The organism is Klebsiella sp. CSG-1 (genome assembly GCF_056521145.1).
On sequence record NZ_JBWNLD010000002.1, the window covers coordinates 13,666 to 32,553 of the forward strand.

At 55.0% G+C, this 18,888-nt stretch carries 17 protein-coding genes; 12 read left to right on the top strand and 5 right to left on the bottom strand.

Annotation, left to right across the window (positions count from 1 at the left end; translation table 11 throughout):
* Positions 1 to 29 precede the first annotated feature (29 nt).
* From mreB to tldD, 7 genes are all read left to right on the top strand, one after another.
* The gene (gene mreB / locus AC007G_RS04565) at positions 30 to 1,073 is read left to right on the top strand and encodes a rod shape-determining protein MreB (RefSeq protein WP_002918653.1); all 1,044 of its coding nucleotides are present in this window, start codon (positions 30 to 32) and stop codon (positions 1,071 to 1,073) included.
* A 70-nt stretch (positions 1,074 to 1,143) separates the two neighbouring features.
* Positions 1,144 to 2,136 (top strand): rod shape-determining protein MreC, encoded by a 993-nt coding sequence (mreC, locus tag AC007G_RS04570; protein ID WP_032690540.1) that lies wholly within the window; start codon positions 1,144 to 1,146, stop codon positions 2,134 to 2,136.
* Positions 2,136 to 2,624, top strand: a complete 489-nt coding sequence (gene mreD, locus AC007G_RS04575; protein WP_004868276.1) for a rod shape-determining protein MreD — start codon at positions 2,136 to 2,138, stop codon at positions 2,622 to 2,624. The genes mreC and mreD overlap by 1 nt, the downstream gene beginning before the upstream one ends.
* 7 nt (positions 2,625 to 2,631) lie before the next feature.
* Entirely contained in the window at positions 2,632 to 3,213 is a 582-nt protein-coding gene (locus AC007G_RS04580) for a Maf family protein (RefSeq protein WP_032690541.1), read from the top strand.
* Between the two features lie 2 nt (positions 3,214 to 3,215).
* Positions 3,216 to 4,685, top strand: coding sequence for a ribonuclease G (gene rng, locus AC007G_RS04585; RefSeq protein ID WP_032690542.1), 1,470 nt, complete (start codon positions 3,216 to 3,218; stop codon positions 4,683 to 4,685).
* A gap of 127 nt (positions 4,686 to 4,812) precedes the next feature.
* Positions 4,813 to 8,613, top strand: coding sequence for an AsmA2 domain-containing protein YhdP (gene yhdP, locus AC007G_RS04590; protein ID WP_142629949.1), 3,801 nt, complete (start codon positions 4,813 to 4,815; stop codon positions 8,611 to 8,613).
* 88 nt (positions 8,614 to 8,701) lie between these two features.
* Complete coding sequence (tldD, locus tag AC007G_RS04595; RefSeq protein ID WP_142629947.1) at positions 8,702 to 10,147, top strand: metalloprotease TldD; 1,446 nt, start codon at positions 8,702 to 8,704, stop codon at positions 10,145 to 10,147.
* A 74-nt stretch (positions 10,148 to 10,221) separates the two neighbouring features.
* Here the strand turns inward: tldD and aaeR are convergent, their stop codons facing one another.
* Complete coding sequence (aaeR, locus tag AC007G_RS04600) at positions 10,222 to 11,151, bottom strand: HTH-type transcriptional activator AaeR (protein ID WP_479466550.1); 930 nt, start codon at positions 11,149 to 11,151, stop codon at positions 10,222 to 10,224.
* 131 nt (positions 11,152 to 11,282) lie between these two features.
* Here aaeR and aaeX point away from each other — a divergent pair, with 131 nt between their 5' ends.
* From aaeX to AC007G_RS04620, 4 genes are all read left to right on the top strand, one after another.
* Positions 11,283 to 11,486, top strand: a complete 204-nt coding sequence (aaeX, locus tag AC007G_RS04605; RefSeq protein ID WP_004868260.1) for a p-hydroxybenzoic acid efflux pump operon protein AaeX — start codon at positions 11,283 to 11,285, stop codon at positions 11,484 to 11,486.
* A 7-nt stretch (positions 11,487 to 11,493) separates the two neighbouring features.
* Entirely contained in the window at positions 11,494 to 12,426 is a 933-nt protein-coding gene (gene aaeA, locus AC007G_RS04610) for a p-hydroxybenzoic acid efflux pump subunit AaeA (RefSeq protein ID WP_032690546.1), read from the top strand.
* A gap of 5 nt (positions 12,427 to 12,431) precedes the next feature.
* Positions 12,432 to 14,399 (top strand): p-hydroxybenzoic acid efflux pump subunit AaeB, encoded by a 1,968-nt coding sequence (gene aaeB, locus AC007G_RS04615; protein WP_032690547.1) that lies wholly within the window; start codon positions 12,432 to 12,434, stop codon positions 14,397 to 14,399.
* 161 nt (positions 14,400 to 14,560) lie between these two features.
* Complete coding sequence (locus AC007G_RS04620) at positions 14,561 to 14,836, top strand: barstar family protein (protein ID WP_032690548.1); 276 nt, start codon at positions 14,561 to 14,563, stop codon at positions 14,834 to 14,836.
* A gap of 49 nt (positions 14,837 to 14,885) precedes the next feature.
* Here AC007G_RS04620 and yhcN-B read toward each other — a convergent pair whose 3' ends face one another.
* From yhcN-B to argR, 3 genes are all read right to left on the bottom strand, one after another.
* Positions 14,886 to 15,152 (bottom strand): DUF1471 family stress response protein YhcN-B, encoded by a 267-nt coding sequence (gene yhcN-B, locus AC007G_RS04625; RefSeq protein ID WP_004868249.1) that lies wholly within the window; start codon positions 15,150 to 15,152, stop codon positions 14,886 to 14,888.
* A gap of 102 nt (positions 15,153 to 15,254) precedes the next feature.
* Complete coding sequence (gene yhcN / locus AC007G_RS04630; protein ID WP_004868247.1) at positions 15,255 to 15,518, bottom strand: peroxide/acid stress response protein YhcN; 264 nt, start codon at positions 15,516 to 15,518, stop codon at positions 15,255 to 15,257.
* Between the two features lie 353 nt (positions 15,519 to 15,871).
* Complete coding sequence (gene argR / locus AC007G_RS04635) at positions 15,872 to 16,342, bottom strand: transcriptional regulator ArgR (RefSeq protein WP_004868245.1); 471 nt, start codon at positions 16,340 to 16,342, stop codon at positions 15,872 to 15,874.
* Positions 16,343 to 16,757: 415 nt separating this feature from the next.
* Between argR and mdh the strand changes: the two genes are divergently transcribed.
* Entirely contained in the window at positions 16,758 to 17,696 is a 939-nt protein-coding gene (mdh, locus tag AC007G_RS04640) for a malate dehydrogenase (protein WP_099001528.1), read from the top strand.
* A gap of 53 nt (positions 17,697 to 17,749) precedes the next feature.
* On the opposite strand, the gene degS is transcribed toward mdh, so the two are convergent.
* Entirely contained in the window at positions 17,750 to 18,808 is a 1,059-nt protein-coding gene (degS, locus tag AC007G_RS04645) for an outer membrane-stress sensor serine endopeptidase DegS (protein ID WP_032690699.1), read from the bottom strand.
* Positions 18,809 to 18,888: the final 80 nt, after the last annotated feature.

Below are 18,888 nucleotides of genomic sequence, written 5' to 3' on the forward strand. Positions count from 1 at the left end.
CGCCCCAGCTTTCAGGATTATCCCTTAGTATGTTAAAAAAATTTCGTGGCATGTTTTCCAATGACCTGTCCATTGACCTGGGTACCGCGAATACCCTGATTTATGTAAAAGGACAAGGCATCGTATTGAATGAGCCTTCCGTTGTGGCCATTCGTCAGGATCGTGCCGGCTCGCCGAAAAGCGTCGCTGCTGTTGGTCATGAAGCGAAGCAGATGCTCGGGCGTACACCGGGCAATATCGCGGCGATTCGCCCGATGAAAGACGGCGTTATCGCCGACTTCTTCGTCACCGAAAAAATGCTCCAACACTTTATTAAACAGGTGCATAGCAATAGCTTCATGCGTCCAAGCCCGCGTGTTCTGGTGTGCGTACCGGTCGGTGCAACCCAGGTTGAGCGTCGTGCGATTCGTGAATCTGCTCAGGGCGCTGGCGCTCGTGAAGTCTTCCTGATTGAAGAGCCGATGGCGGCTGCGATTGGCGCGGGCTTACCGGTTTCCGAAGCGACCGGTTCTATGGTGGTGGATATTGGTGGCGGTACTACCGAAGTGGCGGTTATCTCCCTGAACGGCGTGGTTTACTCCTCTTCCGTTCGTATCGGTGGTGACCGTTTCGATGAAGCCGTGATTAATTATGTGCGTCGTAACTACGGATCCCTGATCGGTGAAGCGACGGCTGAACGTATTAAGCATGAAATCGGTTCGGCGTATCCGGGCGATGAAGTGCGTGAAATCGAAGTTCGCGGCCGTAACCTGGCAGAAGGCGTGCCACGCGGCTTTACCCTGAACTCGAACGAAATTCTCGAAGCGCTGCAGGAACCGCTGACCGGTATCGTCAGCGCGGTCATGGTCGCGCTGGAACAGTGTCCGCCGGAGCTGGCTTCCGATATCTCCGAGCGTGGTATGGTTCTGACTGGCGGTGGCGCCCTGCTGCGCAACCTCGACCGTCTGTTGATGGAAGAGACAGGTATTCCTGTCGTAGTTGCAGAAGATCCACTGACTTGCGTCGCACGTGGCGGCGGTAAAGCGCTGGAAATGATCGACATGCACGGCGGCGACTTGTTCAGCGAAGAGTAGTCAGCCGAAGGTCCAGGGTAGCCTCAAAAGCTACCCTTGGTCTTAACTGACACGAGAATACGCATAGCCTATGAAGCCAATTTTTAGCCGTGGCCCGTCGCTACAGATTCGCCTTATCCTGGCGGTTTTGGTGGCGCTTGGCGTGATTATCGCCGACAGCCGCCTGGGTACGTTCAGTCAGATTAGAACGTACATGGACACTGCCGTCAGCCCTTTCTACTTTATCTCAAATGGTCCCCGGGAATTGCTGGACAGCGTATCGCAAACGCTGGCAACCCGCGATCAGCTCGAACTGGAAAACCGCGCGCTGCGTCAGGAACTGCTGCTGAAGAACAGCGATTTGCTGATGCTGGGTCAGTATAAACAGGAGAACGCGCGTCTGCGCGAGCTGCTGGGCTCGCCGCTGCGCCAGGATGAGCAAAAAATGGTGACTCAGGTCATCTCTACGGTTAACGATCCTTATAGCGATCAGGTTGTTATCGATAAGGGCAGCGTTAACGGCGTATACGAAGGCCAGCCGGTGATCAGCGACAAAGGCGTGGTTGGTCAGGTCGTTGCGGTGGCGAAGTTAACCAGCCGCGTGCTGCTCATCTGCGACGCGACGCATGCGTTGCCGATTCAGGTTCTGCGCAATGATATTCGCGTGATTGCGGCGGGTAACGGGTGCACTGACGATTTGCAGCTGGAGCACCTGCCGGCGAACACCGATATTCGCGTCGGCGATGTGCTGGTGACCTCCGGTCTCGGTGGCCGCTTCCCTGAAGGCTATCCGGTCGGCGTGGTTTCCTCGGTGAAGCTCGACACGCAGCGTGCGTATACGGTCATTCAGGCGCGCCCAACGGCGGGTCTGCAGCGTCTGCGCTATCTCCTGCTGCTGTGGGGAGCCGATCGTAACGGGGCCAACCCGATGACGCCGGAAGAGGTGCACCGCGTTGCCAATGAACGTCTGATGCAGATGATGCCGCAGGTTCTGCCGGCACCAGATGCCATGGGGCCGCAAATGCCTGCGCCGGCAACCGGCATGACGCCGCCTTCGCAACCTCTGCCTGCAGGGGGGCAATAGTGGCAAGTTATCGAAGCCAGGGACGCTGGGTTATCTGGCTCTCGTTTCTTATCGCGCTATTGCTGCAGGTCATGCCCTGGCCGGCGGACCTGACCGTCTTCCGGCCAAACTGGGTATTCCTGATCCTGCTTTACTGGATCCTCGCCTTACCGCATCGGGTGAACGTAGGCACCGGTTTCGTCATGGGGGCGATCCTTGATCTGATCAGCGGGTCGACACTCGGCGTTCGCGCGCTATCGTTAAGTATCATCGCTTATCTGGTGGCGCTGAAATATCAGCTGTTTCGCAATCTGGCGCTCTGGCAGCAGGCGCTGGTGGTGATGATGTTATCCCTTGCTGTGGATATCGTTGTTTTCTGGGCAGAGTTTTTAGTGATCAACGTCTCTTTCCGTCCGGAAGTGTTCTGGAGTAGTGTAGTAAACGGTGTGCTCTGGCCATGGTTATTCCTGCTGATGCGGAAAGTCCGTCAGCAATTTGCGGTGCAATAAGGTTGATATGACGACTCTGTATCTCGCTTCAGGCTCTCCGCGTCGACAAGAACTGCTGACGCAACTGGGGTTATCTTTTGAACGTCTGGTTCCCGGTATTGAAGAACGACGCCTGCCACAGGAGAGCGCCGGGCATTATGTTGCGCGTCTGGCGCGTGAAAAAGCGCAGGCGGGGGTCGCACTGGCCCCGCGCGATCTGCCGGTGCTGGGGGCCGATACCATTGTTATCCTGAACGGCGAAGTGCTGGAAAAACCGCGCGATGCCGCGCACGCCGCCGAGATGCTGCGCATGCTCTCCGGTAAGACGCATCAGGTCATGACGGCCGTGGCGCTGGCGGATAAGCAGCTGACGCTGGATTGCCTGGTGGTGACGGAAGTCACCTTCCGCCTGCTTTCAGATCAGGATATTGCCAGCTATGTGGCCAGCGGCGAACCTCTGGACAAAGCAGGTGCATACGGTATTCAAGGGTTGGGTGGCTGTTTCGTCAGGAAGATTAATGGCAGCTATCACGCCGTGGTCGGCTTACCGCTGGTAGAAACGTATGAGTTGCTGAGTAACTTTAACTCACTGCGTGAAGAAAAGGGATAAAGATGACGGCTGAATTGTTAGTTAACGTAACGCCATCGGAGACGCGCGTTGCGTACATTGATGGCGGTATTCTGCAGGAAATTCATATTGAGCGTGAAGCGCGGCGCGGAATCGTAGGCAATATCTACAAAGGTCGTGTCAGTCGTGTACTGCCGGGGATGCAGGCGGCTTTTGTAGATATTGGCCTGGATAAGGCCGCATTTCTGCACGCGTCAGATATTATGCCGCATACCGAATGCGTTGCCGGGGAAGAACAAAAGCAGTTTACGGTGCGCGATATTTCCGAACTGGTTCGTCAGGGCCAGGACCTGATGGTTCAGGTGGTGAAAGATCCGCTCGGCACCAAAGGCGCCCGCCTGACGACGGACATTACGCTGCCTTCCCGCTATCTGGTCTTTATGCCGGGGGCTTCTCACGTCGGCGTGTCACAGCGTATCGAGAGTGAAGCTGAACGCGAGCGGTTAAAGAAGGTGGTGGCCGACTACTGCGATGAGCAGGGCGGTTTTATCATCCGTACCGCCGCGGAAGGGGTGCATGAACAGGAGTTAGCCGCCGATGCGGCTTACCTCAAGCGCGTATGGACGAAGGTCATGGAGCGCAAAAAACGTCAGCAGACCCGTTATCAGCTGTACGGTGAACTGGCGCTGGCTCAGCGCGTGCTGCGTGATTTTGCCGATGAGCATCTGGACCGTATACGCGTCGATTCCCGCCTGACGTATGAATCGCTGGTGGAGTTTACCGCCGAATATATGCCGGAAATGACCAGCAAGCTGGAGCATTACAGCGGCCGTCAGCCGATTTTCGATCTCTTTGACGTGGAGAACGAAATTCAGCGCGCGCTGGAGCGTAAGGTGGAGCTGAAATCCGGCGGCTATCTGGTTATCGATCAAACCGAAGCGATGACCACCGTTGATATCAATACCGGGGCATTTGTCGGTCATCGCAATCTCGACGATACGATTTTTAATACCAATATTGAGGCGACTCAGGCGATTGCCCGCCAGCTGCGTCTGCGCAATCTGGGCGGGATTATCATTATTGATTTCATTGATATGAATAATGAAGATCACCGCCGCCGGGTGTTGCATTCACTGGAACAGGCGCTGAGTAAAGATCGGGTCAAAACCAGTATTAACGGCTTCTCCCAGCTTGGTCTGGTAGAGATGACCCGTAAGCGGACTCGTGAAAGCGTTGAGCACGTGTTGTGTAAGGATTGCCCTACCTGCCACGGACGCGGTACGGTGAAATCGGTGGAAACGGTGTGCTATGAAATCATGCGTGAGATTGTGCGTGTGCATCATGCCTACGATTCCGATCGTTTCCTGGTCTATGCTTCTCCTGCGGTTGCGGAAACCCTGAAAGGGGAAGAGTCGCACGCGCTGGCGGAAGTCGAAATCTTTGTCGGCAAACAGGTCAAAGTACAAATTGAACCGCTCTATAATCAAGAGCAGTTCGATGTCGTTATGATGTAATCATCTGGTTTGCTTCTGCTCTGGCACCCGGGAGTATGGCCGAACGACGGCTTATCCCGGAAGTCAACGCCGCCGACGCGGAGGCAAATAGACGGATGACGTGTAAAAGTCTGACAAGGAGAGAGGCGTGAGGCGACTGCCCGGGATATTACTGCTCACCGCGGCAACATTGACAGTTGTCGTCGCACTGCTGGTGAGCGGCCTGCGTCTCGTTCTGCCGCAGCTGGACGCATGGCGCCCGCAGCTGCTGGAAAAAATCTCTGCGCTTTCAGGCTCGCCGGTCAATGCTTCACAGCTAACGGCCCGCTGGGAAAACTTTGGCCCGACGCTCGACGTGCGCGATGTCTCCGCGGGTCTGAAAGACGGCGGCCAGCTCTCGGTTAAACGGGTCACTCTGGCGCTGGATGTCTGGCAAAGTCTGCTGCACATGCGCTGGCAATTCCGCGACCTCACCTTCTGGCAGTTGAAAATCCATACCAATTCGCCAATCCAGACCAATGATGGCGGCGAGAGTCTGAAAACCGACCATATTGGCGATCTCTTCCTGCGCCAGTTCGACCACTTTATTCTGCGCGATAGCCATTTGAGTTTCGTGACCATTTCCGGGCAACGTGCGGAATTAGCTGTTCCGCAGCTCACCTGGCTGAATACGAATAACCGCCATCGTGCAGAAGGGCAACTGAGTCTCTCCAGTCTGAACGGCCAGCATGGGGTGATGCAGGTACGTATGGATCTGCGTGATGAAAATGGCCTGCTGAACAAAGGGCGCGTATGGCTGCAGGCGGATGATATTGACGTGAAGCCGTGGCTGGGCCGCTGGATGCAGGACAATATTGCGTTGCAAACAGCGCGCTTTAGCCTCGAAGGCTGGATGACTATCGACAAAGGCGATATCGCCAGCGGTGACGTCTGGTTGAAGAAGGGCGGCGCCAGCTGGCAGGGTGATGGTCAGCCCCATCGATTGACGGTGGATAATCTGACGGCCCATATCTTCCGCGAGAAGCAGGGCTGGGGCTTCGACATCCCGGATACCCGGATCTCGATCGACGGCAAAGCCTGGCCGCGCGGCGCGCTGGCGATGGCGTGGATCCCGGCCCAGGATGTCGGCGGTGATAACCACTCGCGCAGCGATGAGCTGCGTGTCCGCGCCAGTCACCTCGATCTCAATGGCCTGACCGGGCTGCAACCGATTGCCGATAAGCTGGCCCCTGAGCTGGGCGAGGTCTGGCGTACCACGCAACCTGCCGGCAAAATCGATCTGCTGGCGCTGGATATCCCGCTGCAGGCAGCGGAAAAATCCCGTTTTCAGGCAAGCTGGAGCGATCTCTCCTGGAAACAGTGGAAGCTGCTGCCGGGGGCCGAACATTTCTCCGGTAGCGCTGCCGGAAGCGTGGAGAACGGCTCGCTGCACGCCAGTATGAGCGAAGCCAAAATGCCTTATGCCACGGTCTTCCGCGCCCCGCTGGAAATTGCCAAAGGTGATGCCACCCTCAGTTGGGTGAAGAATGACAAAGGCTTTATGCTTGACGGGCGCAACATTGACGTGCAGGCAACCGGAGTACGTGCGCGGGGAGGGTTCCGCTATTTACAGCCGCAGGGTGATGAGCCGTGGCTGGGGATTCTGGCGGGGATCAGCACCAATGACGGTGGTCAGGCATGGCGCTATTTTCCAGAAAACCTGATGGGCAAAGAGCTGGTGGATTATCTCAGCGGCGCGATAAAAGGCGGGCAGGCAACCAACGCCACCCTGGTTTACGGCGGTAACCCGCACCTGTTCCCGTATCTGCATAACGAAGGCCAGTTCCAGGTTTCGGTGCCATTAACCAACGCCACCTTTGCCTTTCAACCCGACTGGCCGGCATTAACCGGGCTGGATATCAACCTCGATTTTATCAATAACGGTTTGTGGATGAAGGCCGATAAGGTCATGTTGGGGAACGTCACCGCCAGTAACCTTGATGCGGTTATCCCGGATTATTCGCGGGAAAAACTGCTTATTGATGCCGATATCAACGGTCCAGGGAAAGATGTCGGACCCTATTTTAACGAGACGCCGCTGAAAGAGACGCTGGGTTCGGCACTGGATGAACTACAACTGGATGGGAATGTGAGCGCTCGCTTACATCTTGATATTCCGCTGGATGGCGAGCTGACCACCGCCAAAGGCGATGTCAATCTGGTGAATAACAGCCTGTTTATCAAACCGATTGATACAACGCTGAAGGATCTGACCGGTAAGTTCAGCTTTACAAATGGCGATCTGAAAAGCGAGACCCTGAAAGCCAGCTGGTTTAATCAGCCGTTGAATCTCGATTTTTCCACCACCGAGGGACCTAAGGCCTTCCTGGTCAACGTTGGCATGAACGCCAGCTGGCAGCCATCGCGTACCGGTCTCCTGCCAAAAGCGGTCAATGATGCCGTTAGCGGTAGCGTGCCGTGGGACGGTAAGGTGGCAATTGAGCTGCCGTACCATGGGAATGCGAGCTATAAGGTTGATATTAACGGCGATCTGAAAAATGTAAGCAGTGACTTACCTTCTCCGGTCGATAAAACAGCGGGTGAGCCGCTGCCGGTGAAAATTAATGTTGAAGGCGGGTTAAACAGCTTCGAGTTGACCGGCGCTATTGGTGCGAAAAATCATTTAAACAGCCGCTGGCTGTTGAACCGTAAGCTGACGCTGGATCGGGCGATTTTAACCTCTGATAGCAAAGCCATTTCTCCGCTGCCGGATCAGGCCGGCGTTGAGCTGAATATGCCGGCGATGGATGGCGCGGAGTGGCTGGCGCTTTTCCAGGGCGGCGCAGTCAATGAAGTCAGCAGCAATATTCTCTTCCCGGAACGTATCACGTTGCGCACGCCGTCGCTGACGTTTGCTGGCCAAAGCTGGAACAACGTGAGCCTGGTGAGTCAACCGAATGCCGGTGGCTCGAAGGTTGAAGCCCAGGGGCGCGAAATTAACGCCTCTTTGACAATGCGGCAAAATGCCCCCTGGCAGGCCGCCATTCGCTACCTGTATTACAACCCGGCTGCCGCTCAGAAGAGTGGTGAGGCGTCCAGCGGGACGAACCCGCTTGCCAGTAACCGCCTTGATTTTCGCGGTTGGCCGGATCTCCAGCTGCGCTGCGCAGAGTGCTGGCTATGGGGGCAAAAATACGGGCGCATCGACGGTGATTTCTCAATTAAAGGCGATACCCTGACGCTGGCTAACGGGCTGGTGGATACCGGTTTTGGCCGTCTGACTTCCGACGGCGTATGGGTCAATGCCCCGGGCGGCGTGCGGACGTCGCTGAAAGGTAAACTCCATGGGAATAAAACGGATGCCTTCGCCAGCTTTTTCGGTATTTCGACGCCGGTGAAAGGGTCGTCGTTCGATGTCGATTACGATTTGCACTGGCGTGCACCGCCGTGGCAGCCGGACGTGGCATCGCTCAATGGGGTGCTGAAAAGCCATCTCGGGAAAGGCGAATTTACCGACATCAGCACCGGTCATGCCGGGCAGCTGTTGCGTCTGCTGAGCGTCGATGCGCTGCTGCGAAAGCTGCGTTTCGACTTTAGCGATACCTTCAGCGAAGGCTTCTATTTTGATTCGATCAACAGCACGGCATGGATTAAAGATGGCGTGCTGAATACGGATGATACGCTGGTGGATGGCCTCGAGGCGGATATCGCGATGAAAGGCTCGGTCGACCTGGTACGCCGCCGGCTGGATATGCAGGCCGTCGTGGCCCCGGAAATTTCGGCGACCGTCGGCGTTGCGACAGCGTTTGTGATAAACCCGATAGTCGGCGCCGCGGTGTTTGCCGCCAGTAAAGTGCTGGGGCCGCTGTGGAACAAAGTATCTATCCTGCGTTATCGCATCACTGGCCCTATCGATCAGCCGCAGATCAATGAAGTCCTGCGCCAGGCGCGCAGTGACAAAAAGCAATGATTTGACGATTGCGGGGAATTACCGCACTCTCAATGGATAGCGTTTTTTATTTCCGCCTGACCGGCGGCAACAAACGAGTAGCATAACGATGAGTCTGAACCTGGTAAGTGAACAATTACTGTTAGCAAATGGCCTGAATCATCAGGATCTTTTTGCCATTCTTGGCCAGTTGGCCGAGCGCCGTCTGGATTACGGCGATCTCTATTTTCAGTCGAGCTATCACGAATCCTGGGTTCTGGAAGACAGCATCATTAAAGATGGTTCGTACAATATTGACCAGGGCGTCGGCGTTCGTGCGGTCAGCGGCGAGAAAACGGGTTTTGCTTATGCCGACCAAATCAGTCGACTGGCGCTGGAGCAGAGCGCGCAGGCGGCTCGTACCATCGTGCGCGACAGCGGCGACGGCAAAGTGCGTACCCTGGGGGCGGTAGAATACAGCGCGCTGTATACCAGCATCGATCCGCTGCAAAGTATGAGCCGCGAAGAGAAACTGGATATCCTGCGCCGCGTCGATAAAGCGGCTCGCGCCGCTGATAAACGCGTGCAGGAAGTGTCCGCCAGCCTGAGCGGCGTGTATGAATTGATTCTGGTCGCGGCGACCGATGGGACGTTAGCGGCGGACGTTCGTCCGCTGGTGCGTCTGTCGGTCAGCGTGCTGGTGGAAGACGACGGTAAACGCGAACGCGGCTCCAGCGGCGGCGGCGGTCGTTTTGGCTATGACTATTTCCTGGCTGCCGAAGACGGTGAAGTCCGTGCCGATGCCTGGGCGAAAGAAGCGGTGCGGATGGCGCTGGTGAATTTATCTGCCGTTGCCGCCCCGGCGGGCATGCTGCCGGTGGTGCTGGGGGCCGGTTGGCCTGGGGTATTGCTGCATGAAGCGGTAGGACACGGTCTGGAAGGCGATTTCAACCGTCGCGGTACCTCGGTGTTCAGCGGCCATATGGGGGAACTGGTGGCTTCCGAACTGTGCACCGTGGTGGATGATGGCACCATTGCCAATCGCCGCGGCTCGCTGGCCGTTGATGACGAAGGGACGCCGGGCCAATACAACGTGCTGATTGAGAACGGTATCCTGAAAGGTTATATGCAGGACAAACTCAATGCGCGTTTGATGGGCGTTGCGCCGACCGGTAACGGCCGTCGTGAGTCATACGCCCATCTGCCGATGCCGCGGATGACCAACACCTACATGCTGGCAGGTAAATCGACGCCGCAGGAGATTATCGAATCGGTTGATTACGGTATCTATGCCCCTAACTTCGGCGGTGGTCAGGTCGATATCACCTCAGGTAAGTTTGTGTTCTCCACTTCAGAAGCCTACCTGATCGAAAAAGGGAAGGTCACGAAAGCAGTGAAGGGGGCGACCCTGATCGGTTCCGGTATTGAAGCGATGCAGCAGATTTCCATGGTCGGTAACGATCTGAAGCTTGATAGCGGTGTCGGCGTGTGCGGTAAAGAGGGCCAGAGCGTGCCGGTAGGCGTTGGCCAACCGACGCTGAAAGTCGATAACCTTACCGTTGGCGGAACCGCCTGAGTATTCTGAATGCGCTTCCGCATTTTGCGGAGGCGCAGCCTGCACCGGACATCGCTGCCGTTTGTGTCGCGTCGCTAGCGGGCAATTCCCCGGCCGTGCATCCCCTGGTAAATTTTTGCCACCTCGACGAAATACTCCGTCAGTGAATTAATACAGACCTGAACCTTCAGCGGTAGCTTGTCTTTTTCGGTATACAGCGCGTACACCGGACGCGGATCTGACTGGTAGCTTGGCAGCAGGATCTCCAGCTCACCGCGGTTGATCTCTTCGATCGCCCACATCAGCGGAACGTAAGCCACCCCGACCCCTGCGGTCAGCCAGCGGACCAGCGTCATGGGATCGTTGGTGAGAAAGCGGCCCTGGGGGATCAGTTTGGTTGAGATCCCTTCCGGGGCGATAATTTCAAATTCATTATCAGGGCGCACACTGTACTCCAGCCACGAATGGCTGGCGAGATCGGCCGGTTTTTCCGGGATCCCCGCCTGCTGCAGGTAGCTTTTTGCTGCGCAGAGCACCATCGGCATCGAGCCAAGCCGGCGTGAAAAGAGGCTGGAATCCTGCAATGCCCCGACGCGGATCACCACATCCAGCCCGTCAGCAATCAGATCCGGCGCCGGAATTCCGGTGACCAGGTTGACGGATAAACCCGGGTACTCTTTCAGCATTCCAGCGGTTATGTGGGCGAGGACATTTTGTGCCATAGTTGAAGAGCAGCCGACGCGCAGCGTACCGATGGGCGTATTGTTAAACGCGTACAGTTGCTCATGGACGTCCTGCGCTTCGAACAGCATTCGTCGGCAGCCCTGGTAATAGATCTTGCCGGCTTCCGTTAAGCCAAGGCTGCGGGTGCTGCGGTTAAGCAGTTTCACCTGGAGTTCATCTTCCAGTCTGGAGACAGTCTGGCTGATGGATGAAACGCTCATCTGGAGCTGGTGTGCCGTGGCGGTAAATGAACCCAGTTCAACCACTTTGGCAAAAACGGACATGCGTTTTAATCGTTCCATTGTTCACTCTGACTTAAAAGTGATTTAGATCACATAATATAGATCATGCTGCAATTGTTACGTTACTATATTGTTAGCTACATAATAAACGCTTCACGCATATCACCTGTACGCTTCTTATCAAGGTCATCATGAGTCTGTTTCCTGTCATCGTGATTTTCGGCTTGTCATTTCCGCCGATCTTCTTTGAGTTGCTAATATCGCTGGCCATTTTCTGGTTGGTACATCGGCTGCTGGTTCCCACCGGCATCTATGATTTTGTCTGGCACCCTGCACTGTTTAATACCGCGTTATATTGCTGCCTTTTTTATCTGATATCGCGTTTGTTCGTTTGAGGTCGATGTGAAAACACTAACAAGAAATATCTTCCGTACCGCAATCACTGTGATACTGGTTATCCTCGCATTTGTCGCGATTTTTCGCGCATGGGTCTATTACACCGCATCGCCCTGGACGCGTGACGCACGCTTTAGCGCCGATATCGTGGCGATCGCGCCGGATGTGTCAGGACTGATTACGCAGGTCAACGTCAAGGATAACCAGCTGGTTAAGAAAGACCAGGTTTTGTTCGTGATCGATCAGCCGCGTTATCAGAAAGCCCTCGAAGAGGCTCAGGCCGATGTCGCTTACTACCAGACCCTGGCGCAGGAAAAGCGTACCGAGGCCGGGCGTCGTAACCGGCTTGGCATACAGGCGATGTCCCGTGAGGAAATAGACCAGGCCAACAACGTCTTACAAACGGTGGAGCATCAGCTGGCAAAAGCGATGGCAACCCGCGATCTGGCGAAGCTCGATCTTGAACGCACGGTTATCCGCGCGCCGGCCGATGGCTGGGTGACCAACCTCAACGTATACAGCGGCGAATTTATTACCCGTGGCTCCACAGCCGTGGCGCTGGTTAAGCAAGACACCTTTTACGTGGTGGCCTACCTCGAAGAGACCAAACTGGAAGGGGTTCGTCAGGGCTACCGTGCGGAAATCACCCCGCTGGGAAGCAGCCGCTCGATTAAAGGTACGGTGGACAGCATTGCCGCCGGGGTGACCAACGCCAGCAGCAGCAGCGACGCTAAAGGGATGGCTTCCGTGGATTCTAACCTTGAGTGGGTTCGCCTGGCGCAGCGTGTGCCGGTCCGTATTCGACTCGATAAGCAGCAGGGCAATCTGTGGCCAGCGGGGACAACCGCGACGGTGGTGATTACCGGTAAAGAAGACCGCGATACGACCCAGGTGAACTTCTTCCAGAAACTGGCGATGCGCCTGCGTGAGTTTGGTTAATCGCCATGGGGATCTTCACCATTGCTCCCCGGCACCTCCGCTTCGCCATTAAATTAGCGTGTGCGGTGGTGCTGGCGTTATTCGTCGGCTTCCACTTTCAACTGGAAACCCCGCGCTGGGCGGTGCTGACGGCGGCTATTGTTGCCGCCGGTCCGGCATTCGCCGCCGGGGGAGAACCCTATTCTGGCGCCATCCGCTATCGCGGGATGCTGCGTATCGTCGGGACGTTTATCGGCTGTATTGCCGCGCTGGCGATAATCATTCTGATGATTCGCGCGCCGCTGCTGATGATGCTGGTGTGCTGTCTGTGGGCGGGTTTCTGCACCTGGATCTCCTCGCTGGTTCGCGTCGAAAACTCCTACGCGTGGGGGCTGGCAGGCTATACGGCGCTGATCATTATTATCACCATTCATACCGATCCGATGCTGGCGCCGCAGTTTGCCGTTGAGCGTTGCAGCGAGATTGTGGTGGGGATTGTCAGCGCCATCATGGCGGATCTGCTATTTTCCCCGCGCTCGATTAAGAAAGAGATCGATCTTGAGCTGGATAACCTGCTGGTAGAACAGTACCGCCTGATGCAACTTTGTGTGGCGCATGGCGACAGCGAGGTGGTCGACAAAGCATGGGGGGCGCTGGTACGCCGGACTAACGCCCTGGAAGGCATGCGCGGCAACCTGATTATGGAGTCGTCGCGGTGGGCAAAGGTTAACCGCCGCCTGAAGGCCATTAACACCATCTCCCTGACGCTGATTACTCAGGCCTGTGAAACCTATTTAATCCAGAATTCACGCCCGGAAATGGTGACCGATGATTATCGCGAGCTGTTTGCCGAGCCGGTTGACACCGTACAGGACGTCCACCGACAGCTGAAGAGAATGCGCCGCTTTCTGACCTGGAAAGGGGAGCACAACACGCCGGTGACGATCTACAGCTGGGTGGGGGCGGCGACGCGCTATCTGCTGTTGAAACGCGGCGTGGTCGGCAATACCAAAATCAGCCGGATTGAAGATGAAGTGCTGCAGGATGAAGTGGTGATCAAAGCGGGGTCCGCCGAGCGTCATCATGCGATGGTCAACTTCTGGCGCACCTCCATCTCCTGCATCCTCGGTACGTTGTTCTGGCTGTGGACCGGCTGGACCTCCGGCAGCGGGGCGATGGTGATGATCGCCGTGGTGACCGCGCTGGCGATGCGCCTACCGAACCCGCGGATGGTGGCGCTCGATTTCCTCTACGGGATGCTGGTAGCCCTGCCGCTGGGGGCGCTGTTTTTCCTCGTGATTATGCCCGCGACGCAGCAAAGCATGCTGTTGCTGTGCATCAGCCTGGCGGTGATGGCATTCTTCATTGGGATTGAAGTCCAGAAGCGCCGGCTGGGATCGATGGGGGCGTTGGCAGGCACCATCAATATTCTGGTGCTGGACAACCCAATGCAGTTTCAGTTCAGCCAGTTTCTCGATAGTGCGCTGGGACAAATCGTCGGCTGTTTCCTGGCGCTGATGGTGATTCTGCTGGTGCGGGATAACTCTCGGGAGCGTACCGGGCGCGTGCTGCTGAATCAGTTTGTTTCGGCGGCGGTCTCATCGCTGACCACCAACACCGCTCGTCGCAAAGAGAACCATCTTCCCGCGCTTTATCAGCAGCTGTTCTTACTGTTGAATAAGTTTCCCGATGACATTGCCCGTTTCCGCCTCGCATTGACGCTGATTATTGCCCATCAACGTTTGCGGGACGCTCCGGTACCGGTCAACGAAGATCTCTCGGCATTCCATCGCCAGCTGCGACGCACCGCGGACCATATGATATCCGCCAGCAACGATGATAAGCGGCGTCGCTATTTCGCCCGTCTGCTTGAAGAGCTGGACGTTTATCAGGAAAAACTGCAGGCCTGGGAGGCATCGCCGCAGGTGACCGAACCGGTCCGGCGGCTGGTGGAGATGTTGCGAAAATACCAGTACGCCTTCACCAATCACTAACTCCCTGAAACCGACGCTGAAGCGTCGGTTTTTTTATCACTATACTTAATCGTCGGGGATATTCGCGTTTCGTTCAGGGAAGCAGGGAAAGAACCCCGGCGCGTGCAAGTATGGGCAGTATTGGCGGGTGGCAATAGCGCGATGTTGACAGGGTGTGGGCGATGACTATCTATACATTTGATTTTGATGATATAGCCGATCAGCAGGATTTCTATCGTGAGTTTTCACAGAGCTTCTCGCTCAACCGCGAGCAGGTGAACAATCTGGACTCACTGTGGGAAGCCGTAACCGGCGGTCTGCTGCCGCTGCCGCTGGAGATTGAGTTTATTCACTTAAGCGATAAGCAGCGTCGGCGCTTTGGCGCCTTGATATTGCTGTTTGATGAAGCGGAAGAAGAGCTGGAAGGGGAGCTACGGTTTAACGCCAGGCAGGCATAAAAAAGCCCCCGACGGGCGGGGGCAAGTCGTCGGACAAGACGACGAGGGTTTATTTGTACAACTCAGCTGTAGCGTGCCAGCTATCGCCGGTACGGGCTTCAATAATACGGTAGCTGCTGGCGCCTTCTTTTTCGGCTTTAGCCGCCAGTTCATGGCGCATATCCATCGGGGCGCTGCCTACCTGAGAAACAGAGATGGTGCCCATCGACTGCAGGTTTTGAGCTTGTTCCGCGTTGACCTGATGTACGGCGGCACTCGCGCCGAAGGAGAGAACGGAAGCCAGGCCCAGGGATGCGATGATCATTGAACGTTTCATAATCTTTACTCCAACCATTTGTTGCAGCGGCGGGAGGCTTTATATGGGCCTGGGCCGCTGGAAATTATTCGTATTGAGTTCGTAACCGACAATCATTACGTCTTATTTATAAAGCTCTGCCGTAGCGTGCCAGTGGTCACCGGTACGGGCTTCGATGATGCGATAAGAAGATGCACCTTCTTCCTGAGCTTTTTTGTTCAGCATTTCATGCATATCCATCGGGGAAGAACTCACCGCGCCGACGGAAATGGTACCGATTGACTGACGGCCTTGTGCCTGATCGCTGTTGATAGAGTCAGCGGCGAAAGCGCCAAATGACAGAACAGACAGGATGCTTAGTGCAGCGACAGTTGTTTTGATTTTCATGATGTTCACCTCGTCGAATCTTATTATTGAGGGCTCTTCGTTTCGTGACCCTCATCACAAAATCAAGTATACACTAATCACCAAAAATATTAATACCCTGCTAATGGTTGTATGAGTAAATAATTACAAAGAATTGTCGTTTTTATAACATATAAGAATTAGAAATGTCATTTACTCGCCATTCAGGTTTGATATAGCGATTAAAATCATATAGATAGGGTGTTTTGATATTTTGTGCGCTTCCGGCGAGTTCATTCGGTAAAAGTATGTATAGAGGCCGAAAACCACACTAAATGTTAAAGAAATGCAATATTTTTGAAAAGACCCTCTGGTGGGAACCAGAGGGGAGGCTCTCAGAGTTCCTGTTCAAACAGAACGAGAATGGCGTCGTACAGATCTTTGACGGTGAAGCCTCTGGCCGGGGTCGTAAAGATGGTGTCATCGCCGGCAATGCTGCCGAGAATCCCTTCCGCTTTGCCGAGAGAGTCCAGCAGGCGAGCAATCAGCTGCGCTGCGCCCGGGCTGGTATGGATAACCACGACGGCATCGTTATAGTCGATATCCAACACGAGATTTTTCAGCGGGCTGGAGGTCGTCGGAACGCCAAGCTCGGCAGGCAGGCAATAGACCATCTCCATTTTGGCGTTACGGGTACGAACCGCGCCAAATTTTGTCAACATGCGGGAGACTTTCGATTGGTTGATATTATCGAAACCTTCTTCCTGCAGCGCCTGGACGATTTCACCTTGAGAGCTGAACTTTTCTTCTTTAAGCAGCAGTTTAAACGCTTTAACCAGTTCTTCTTGTTTTGCCGAACTTCGCATAAGTCACCCAAATTATGGTGGTAAAAACAACATCATTATGCATAGTAATGAATTTTTATGCAAATAATCCGCAGGGGGATAAAGTAAATAATGTTATGAAGGGGGCATATTTTAGCAAATAACCCTGCTAAGGAACATGCCTTCATCACAGCGCGTAAATCGCTGTAAAAGTAAACTAAATGTTATGAGAATGATGTTGTTTTGCCGAGTGAGCTGGGTGTATTGTAACCAACAGTCGATCCGGTACTACGTTTTGCTGGATGGTCAGTCTCAGGGATGAAAATGCGAAGCGGATGCATCGCTGCGCACCAGAACGCATTCTTCAACCATACTTATTGTAATTGTTCATCTTGTGAATTAAGGTCCAGGCGACGGAGTAACGAAAGACTATATTAACCATAATAAGGAGTTTAGGATGAAAGTTGCAGTCCTCGGCGCCGCTGGTGGAATCGGCCAGGCGCTTGCCCTACTACTTAAGACCCAACTGCCTTCAGGTTCAGAACTCTCGTTGTACGACATTGCTCCGGTCACGCCGGGCGTGGCGGTTGATCTTAGCCATATCCCTACCGATGTAAAAATCAAAGGTTTCTCCGGTGAAGACGCAACTCCGGCGCTTGTTGGGGCTGATGTGGTGCTGATTTCCGCTGGCGTAGCCCGTAAGCCAGGCATGGATCGCTCCGATTTATTTAACGTTAACGCTGGTATCGTGAAGAACCTGGTACAGCAGATAGCGAAAACCTGCCCGCAAGCCTGCATCGGTATCATTACTAACCCGGTGAACACGACGGTGGCTATTGCGGCAGAGGTGCTGAAAAAAGCGGGCGTGTACGATAAGAACAAACTGTTTGGCGTTACCACGCTGGACATCATCCGTTCAAATACCTTTGTGGCTGAGCTGAAAGGTAAATCCGCATCCGACGTTGAAGTGCCGGTTATTGGCGGCCACTCCGGCGTGACCATCCTGCCGTTATTGTCGCAGATTGCTGGCGAGAGCTTCAGTGAGCAAGAAGTTGCCGATCTGACTAAACGCATCCAGAACGCCGGCACCGAAGTCGTTGAAGCCAAAGCCGGTGGTGGTTCTGCCACGCTTTCTATGGGGCAAGCGGCCGCCCGCTTTGGTCTTTCCTTAGTGCGTGCGATGCAGGGCGAGAAAGGCGTGGTCGAATGCGCTTATGTTGAAGGCGATGGCCAGTACGCGCGTTTCTTCTCACAGCCGTTACTGCTGGGCAAAAACGGCATCGAAGAGCGTCAGTCGTTCGGTAAGCTCAGCGCCTTTGAGCAACAGGCGCTGGAAGGCATGCTCGATACGCTGAAGAAAGATATCGCCCTGGGCGAAGATTTCGTCAATAAATAAAATGGCGATGCGATAAAAAAACCGGAGCCGCGGCTCCGGTTTTTTTATGTCGGTCAGTTGGTCGCCGGATATTCCTGAACGGCGATATGCAGAGTGATTTTTTTGTCATCGCGCATGATAACCACCGGAATTTCGGAGCCTGGGCGGATTTCCGCGACCTGGTCCATGGTTTCGAGGGCGGAAACCGCCGGTTTGTCATTCACCGAAATGATCACGTCGTTGGCGCGGATACCGGCCTGAGCCGCCGGACCATCCGGAGCAACGTCATTAACCACAATCCCCTGCAGCTGATCGATGCCGCCGCCCTGAGCATGCAGCGGCGCAATCTCGCGGCCGCTAATACCGATATAACCGCGGATCACGCGGCCATCGCGGATCAGCTTATCCATGATCTTGGTTGCCAGCTGGAAGGGAATCGCAAAGCCGATCCCTTCCGGCGTTTCACCATCATTACTTTTATCAAATGACAGCGTGTTGATACCCATCAGTTCGCCCAGCGAGTTCACCAGCGCGCCACCGGAGTTGCCGTGGTTGATTGATGCATCGGTTTGCAGGAAATTTTGCCGTCCGGTAGGGTTCAGGCCGATACGACCGGTAGCGCTGATAATCCCTTGAGTAATCGTCTGACCGAGGTTGTAAGGGTTACCAATCGCAAGGACGACATCGCCGATATGCGGCACTCGTTTCGGGTTGATAGGGATGACCGGCAGGCCGGCATTGGCGTTAATTTTTAATACCGCCAGGTCAGTCAGGGTGTCAGAGCCAACCAGTAACGCTTCAAAAACACGACCATCCTGCAGGGCGACAATAATCTGATCCGCATCATTAATGACGTGTTTGTTGGTCAGGATGTAACCACGCTGGTCCATGATAACGCCGGAGCCCAGAGTCAGCTGATTATGGCTGGTACCGTTCAGCGCGCGATTATAGACGTTGACCACCGCAGGGGCAGCGCGGCGAACGGCAGAATTATAGCTGGCGGGCGACTCGTCCGCGCTATCGTACTGGGTTGTTGTCGACAGATGCCATTGACGCAGCGAAGGCATTACGGCCAGAAGCAGGCCTCCGACGATCAAACCAATGAGTACAGAACGTAAAAACTTTCCAGGCATGATACCGGTATCGTTGATGGATGGACATGCGCAGCATAACACGAGTTATCCGGACATCGCACTGCGGGCGATGTCCGGAA

What these genes read in the sequence shown, in the direction of transcription:
- mreB (WP_002918653.1), top strand. Translation starts at nt 30, where the DNA reads ATGTTAAAAAAATTTCGTGGCATGTTTTCCAATGACCTGTCCATTGAC.
- mreC (WP_032690540.1), top strand. Translation starts at nt 1,144, where the DNA reads ATGAAGCCAATTTTTAGCCGTGGCCCGTCGCTACAGATTCGCCTTATC.
- AC007G_RS04580 (WP_032690541.1), top strand. Translation starts at nt 2,632, where the DNA reads ATGACGACTCTGTATCTCGCTTCAGGCTCTCCGCGTCGACAAGAACTG.
- rng (WP_032690542.1), top strand. Translation starts at nt 3,216, where the DNA reads ATGACGGCTGAATTGTTAGTTAACGTAACGCCATCGGAGACGCGCGTT.
- tldD (WP_142629947.1), top strand. Translation starts at nt 8,702, where the DNA reads ATGAGTCTGAACCTGGTAAGTGAACAATTACTGTTAGCAAATGGCCTG.
- aaeR (WP_479466550.1), bottom strand. Translation starts at nt 11,151, where the DNA reads ATGGAACGATTAAAACGCATGTCCGTTTTTGCCAAAGTGGTTGAACTG.
- aaeX (WP_004868260.1), top strand. Translation starts at nt 11,283, where the DNA reads ATGAGTCTGTTTCCTGTCATCGTGATTTTCGGCTTGTCATTTCCGCCG.
- aaeB (WP_032690547.1), top strand. Translation starts at nt 12,432, where the DNA reads ATGGGGATCTTCACCATTGCTCCCCGGCACCTCCGCTTCGCCATTAAA.
- AC007G_RS04620 (WP_032690548.1), top strand. Translation starts at nt 14,561, where the DNA reads ATGACTATCTATACATTTGATTTTGATGATATAGCCGATCAGCAGGAT.
- yhcN-B (WP_004868249.1), bottom strand. Translation starts at nt 15,152, where the DNA reads ATGAAACGTTCAATGATCATCGCATCCCTGGGCCTGGCTTCCGTTCTC.
- yhcN (WP_004868247.1), bottom strand. Translation starts at nt 15,518, where the DNA reads ATGAAAATCAAAACAACTGTCGCTGCACTAAGCATCCTGTCTGTTCTG.
- argR (WP_004868245.1), bottom strand. Translation starts at nt 16,342, where the DNA reads ATGCGAAGTTCGGCAAAACAAGAAGAACTGGTTAAAGCGTTTAAACTG.
- mdh (WP_099001528.1), top strand. Translation starts at nt 16,758, where the DNA reads ATGAAAGTTGCAGTCCTCGGCGCCGCTGGTGGAATCGGCCAGGCGCTT.
- degS (WP_032690699.1), bottom strand. Translation starts at nt 18,808, where the DNA reads ATGCCTGGAAAGTTTTTACGTTCTGTACTCATTGGTTTGATCGTCGGA.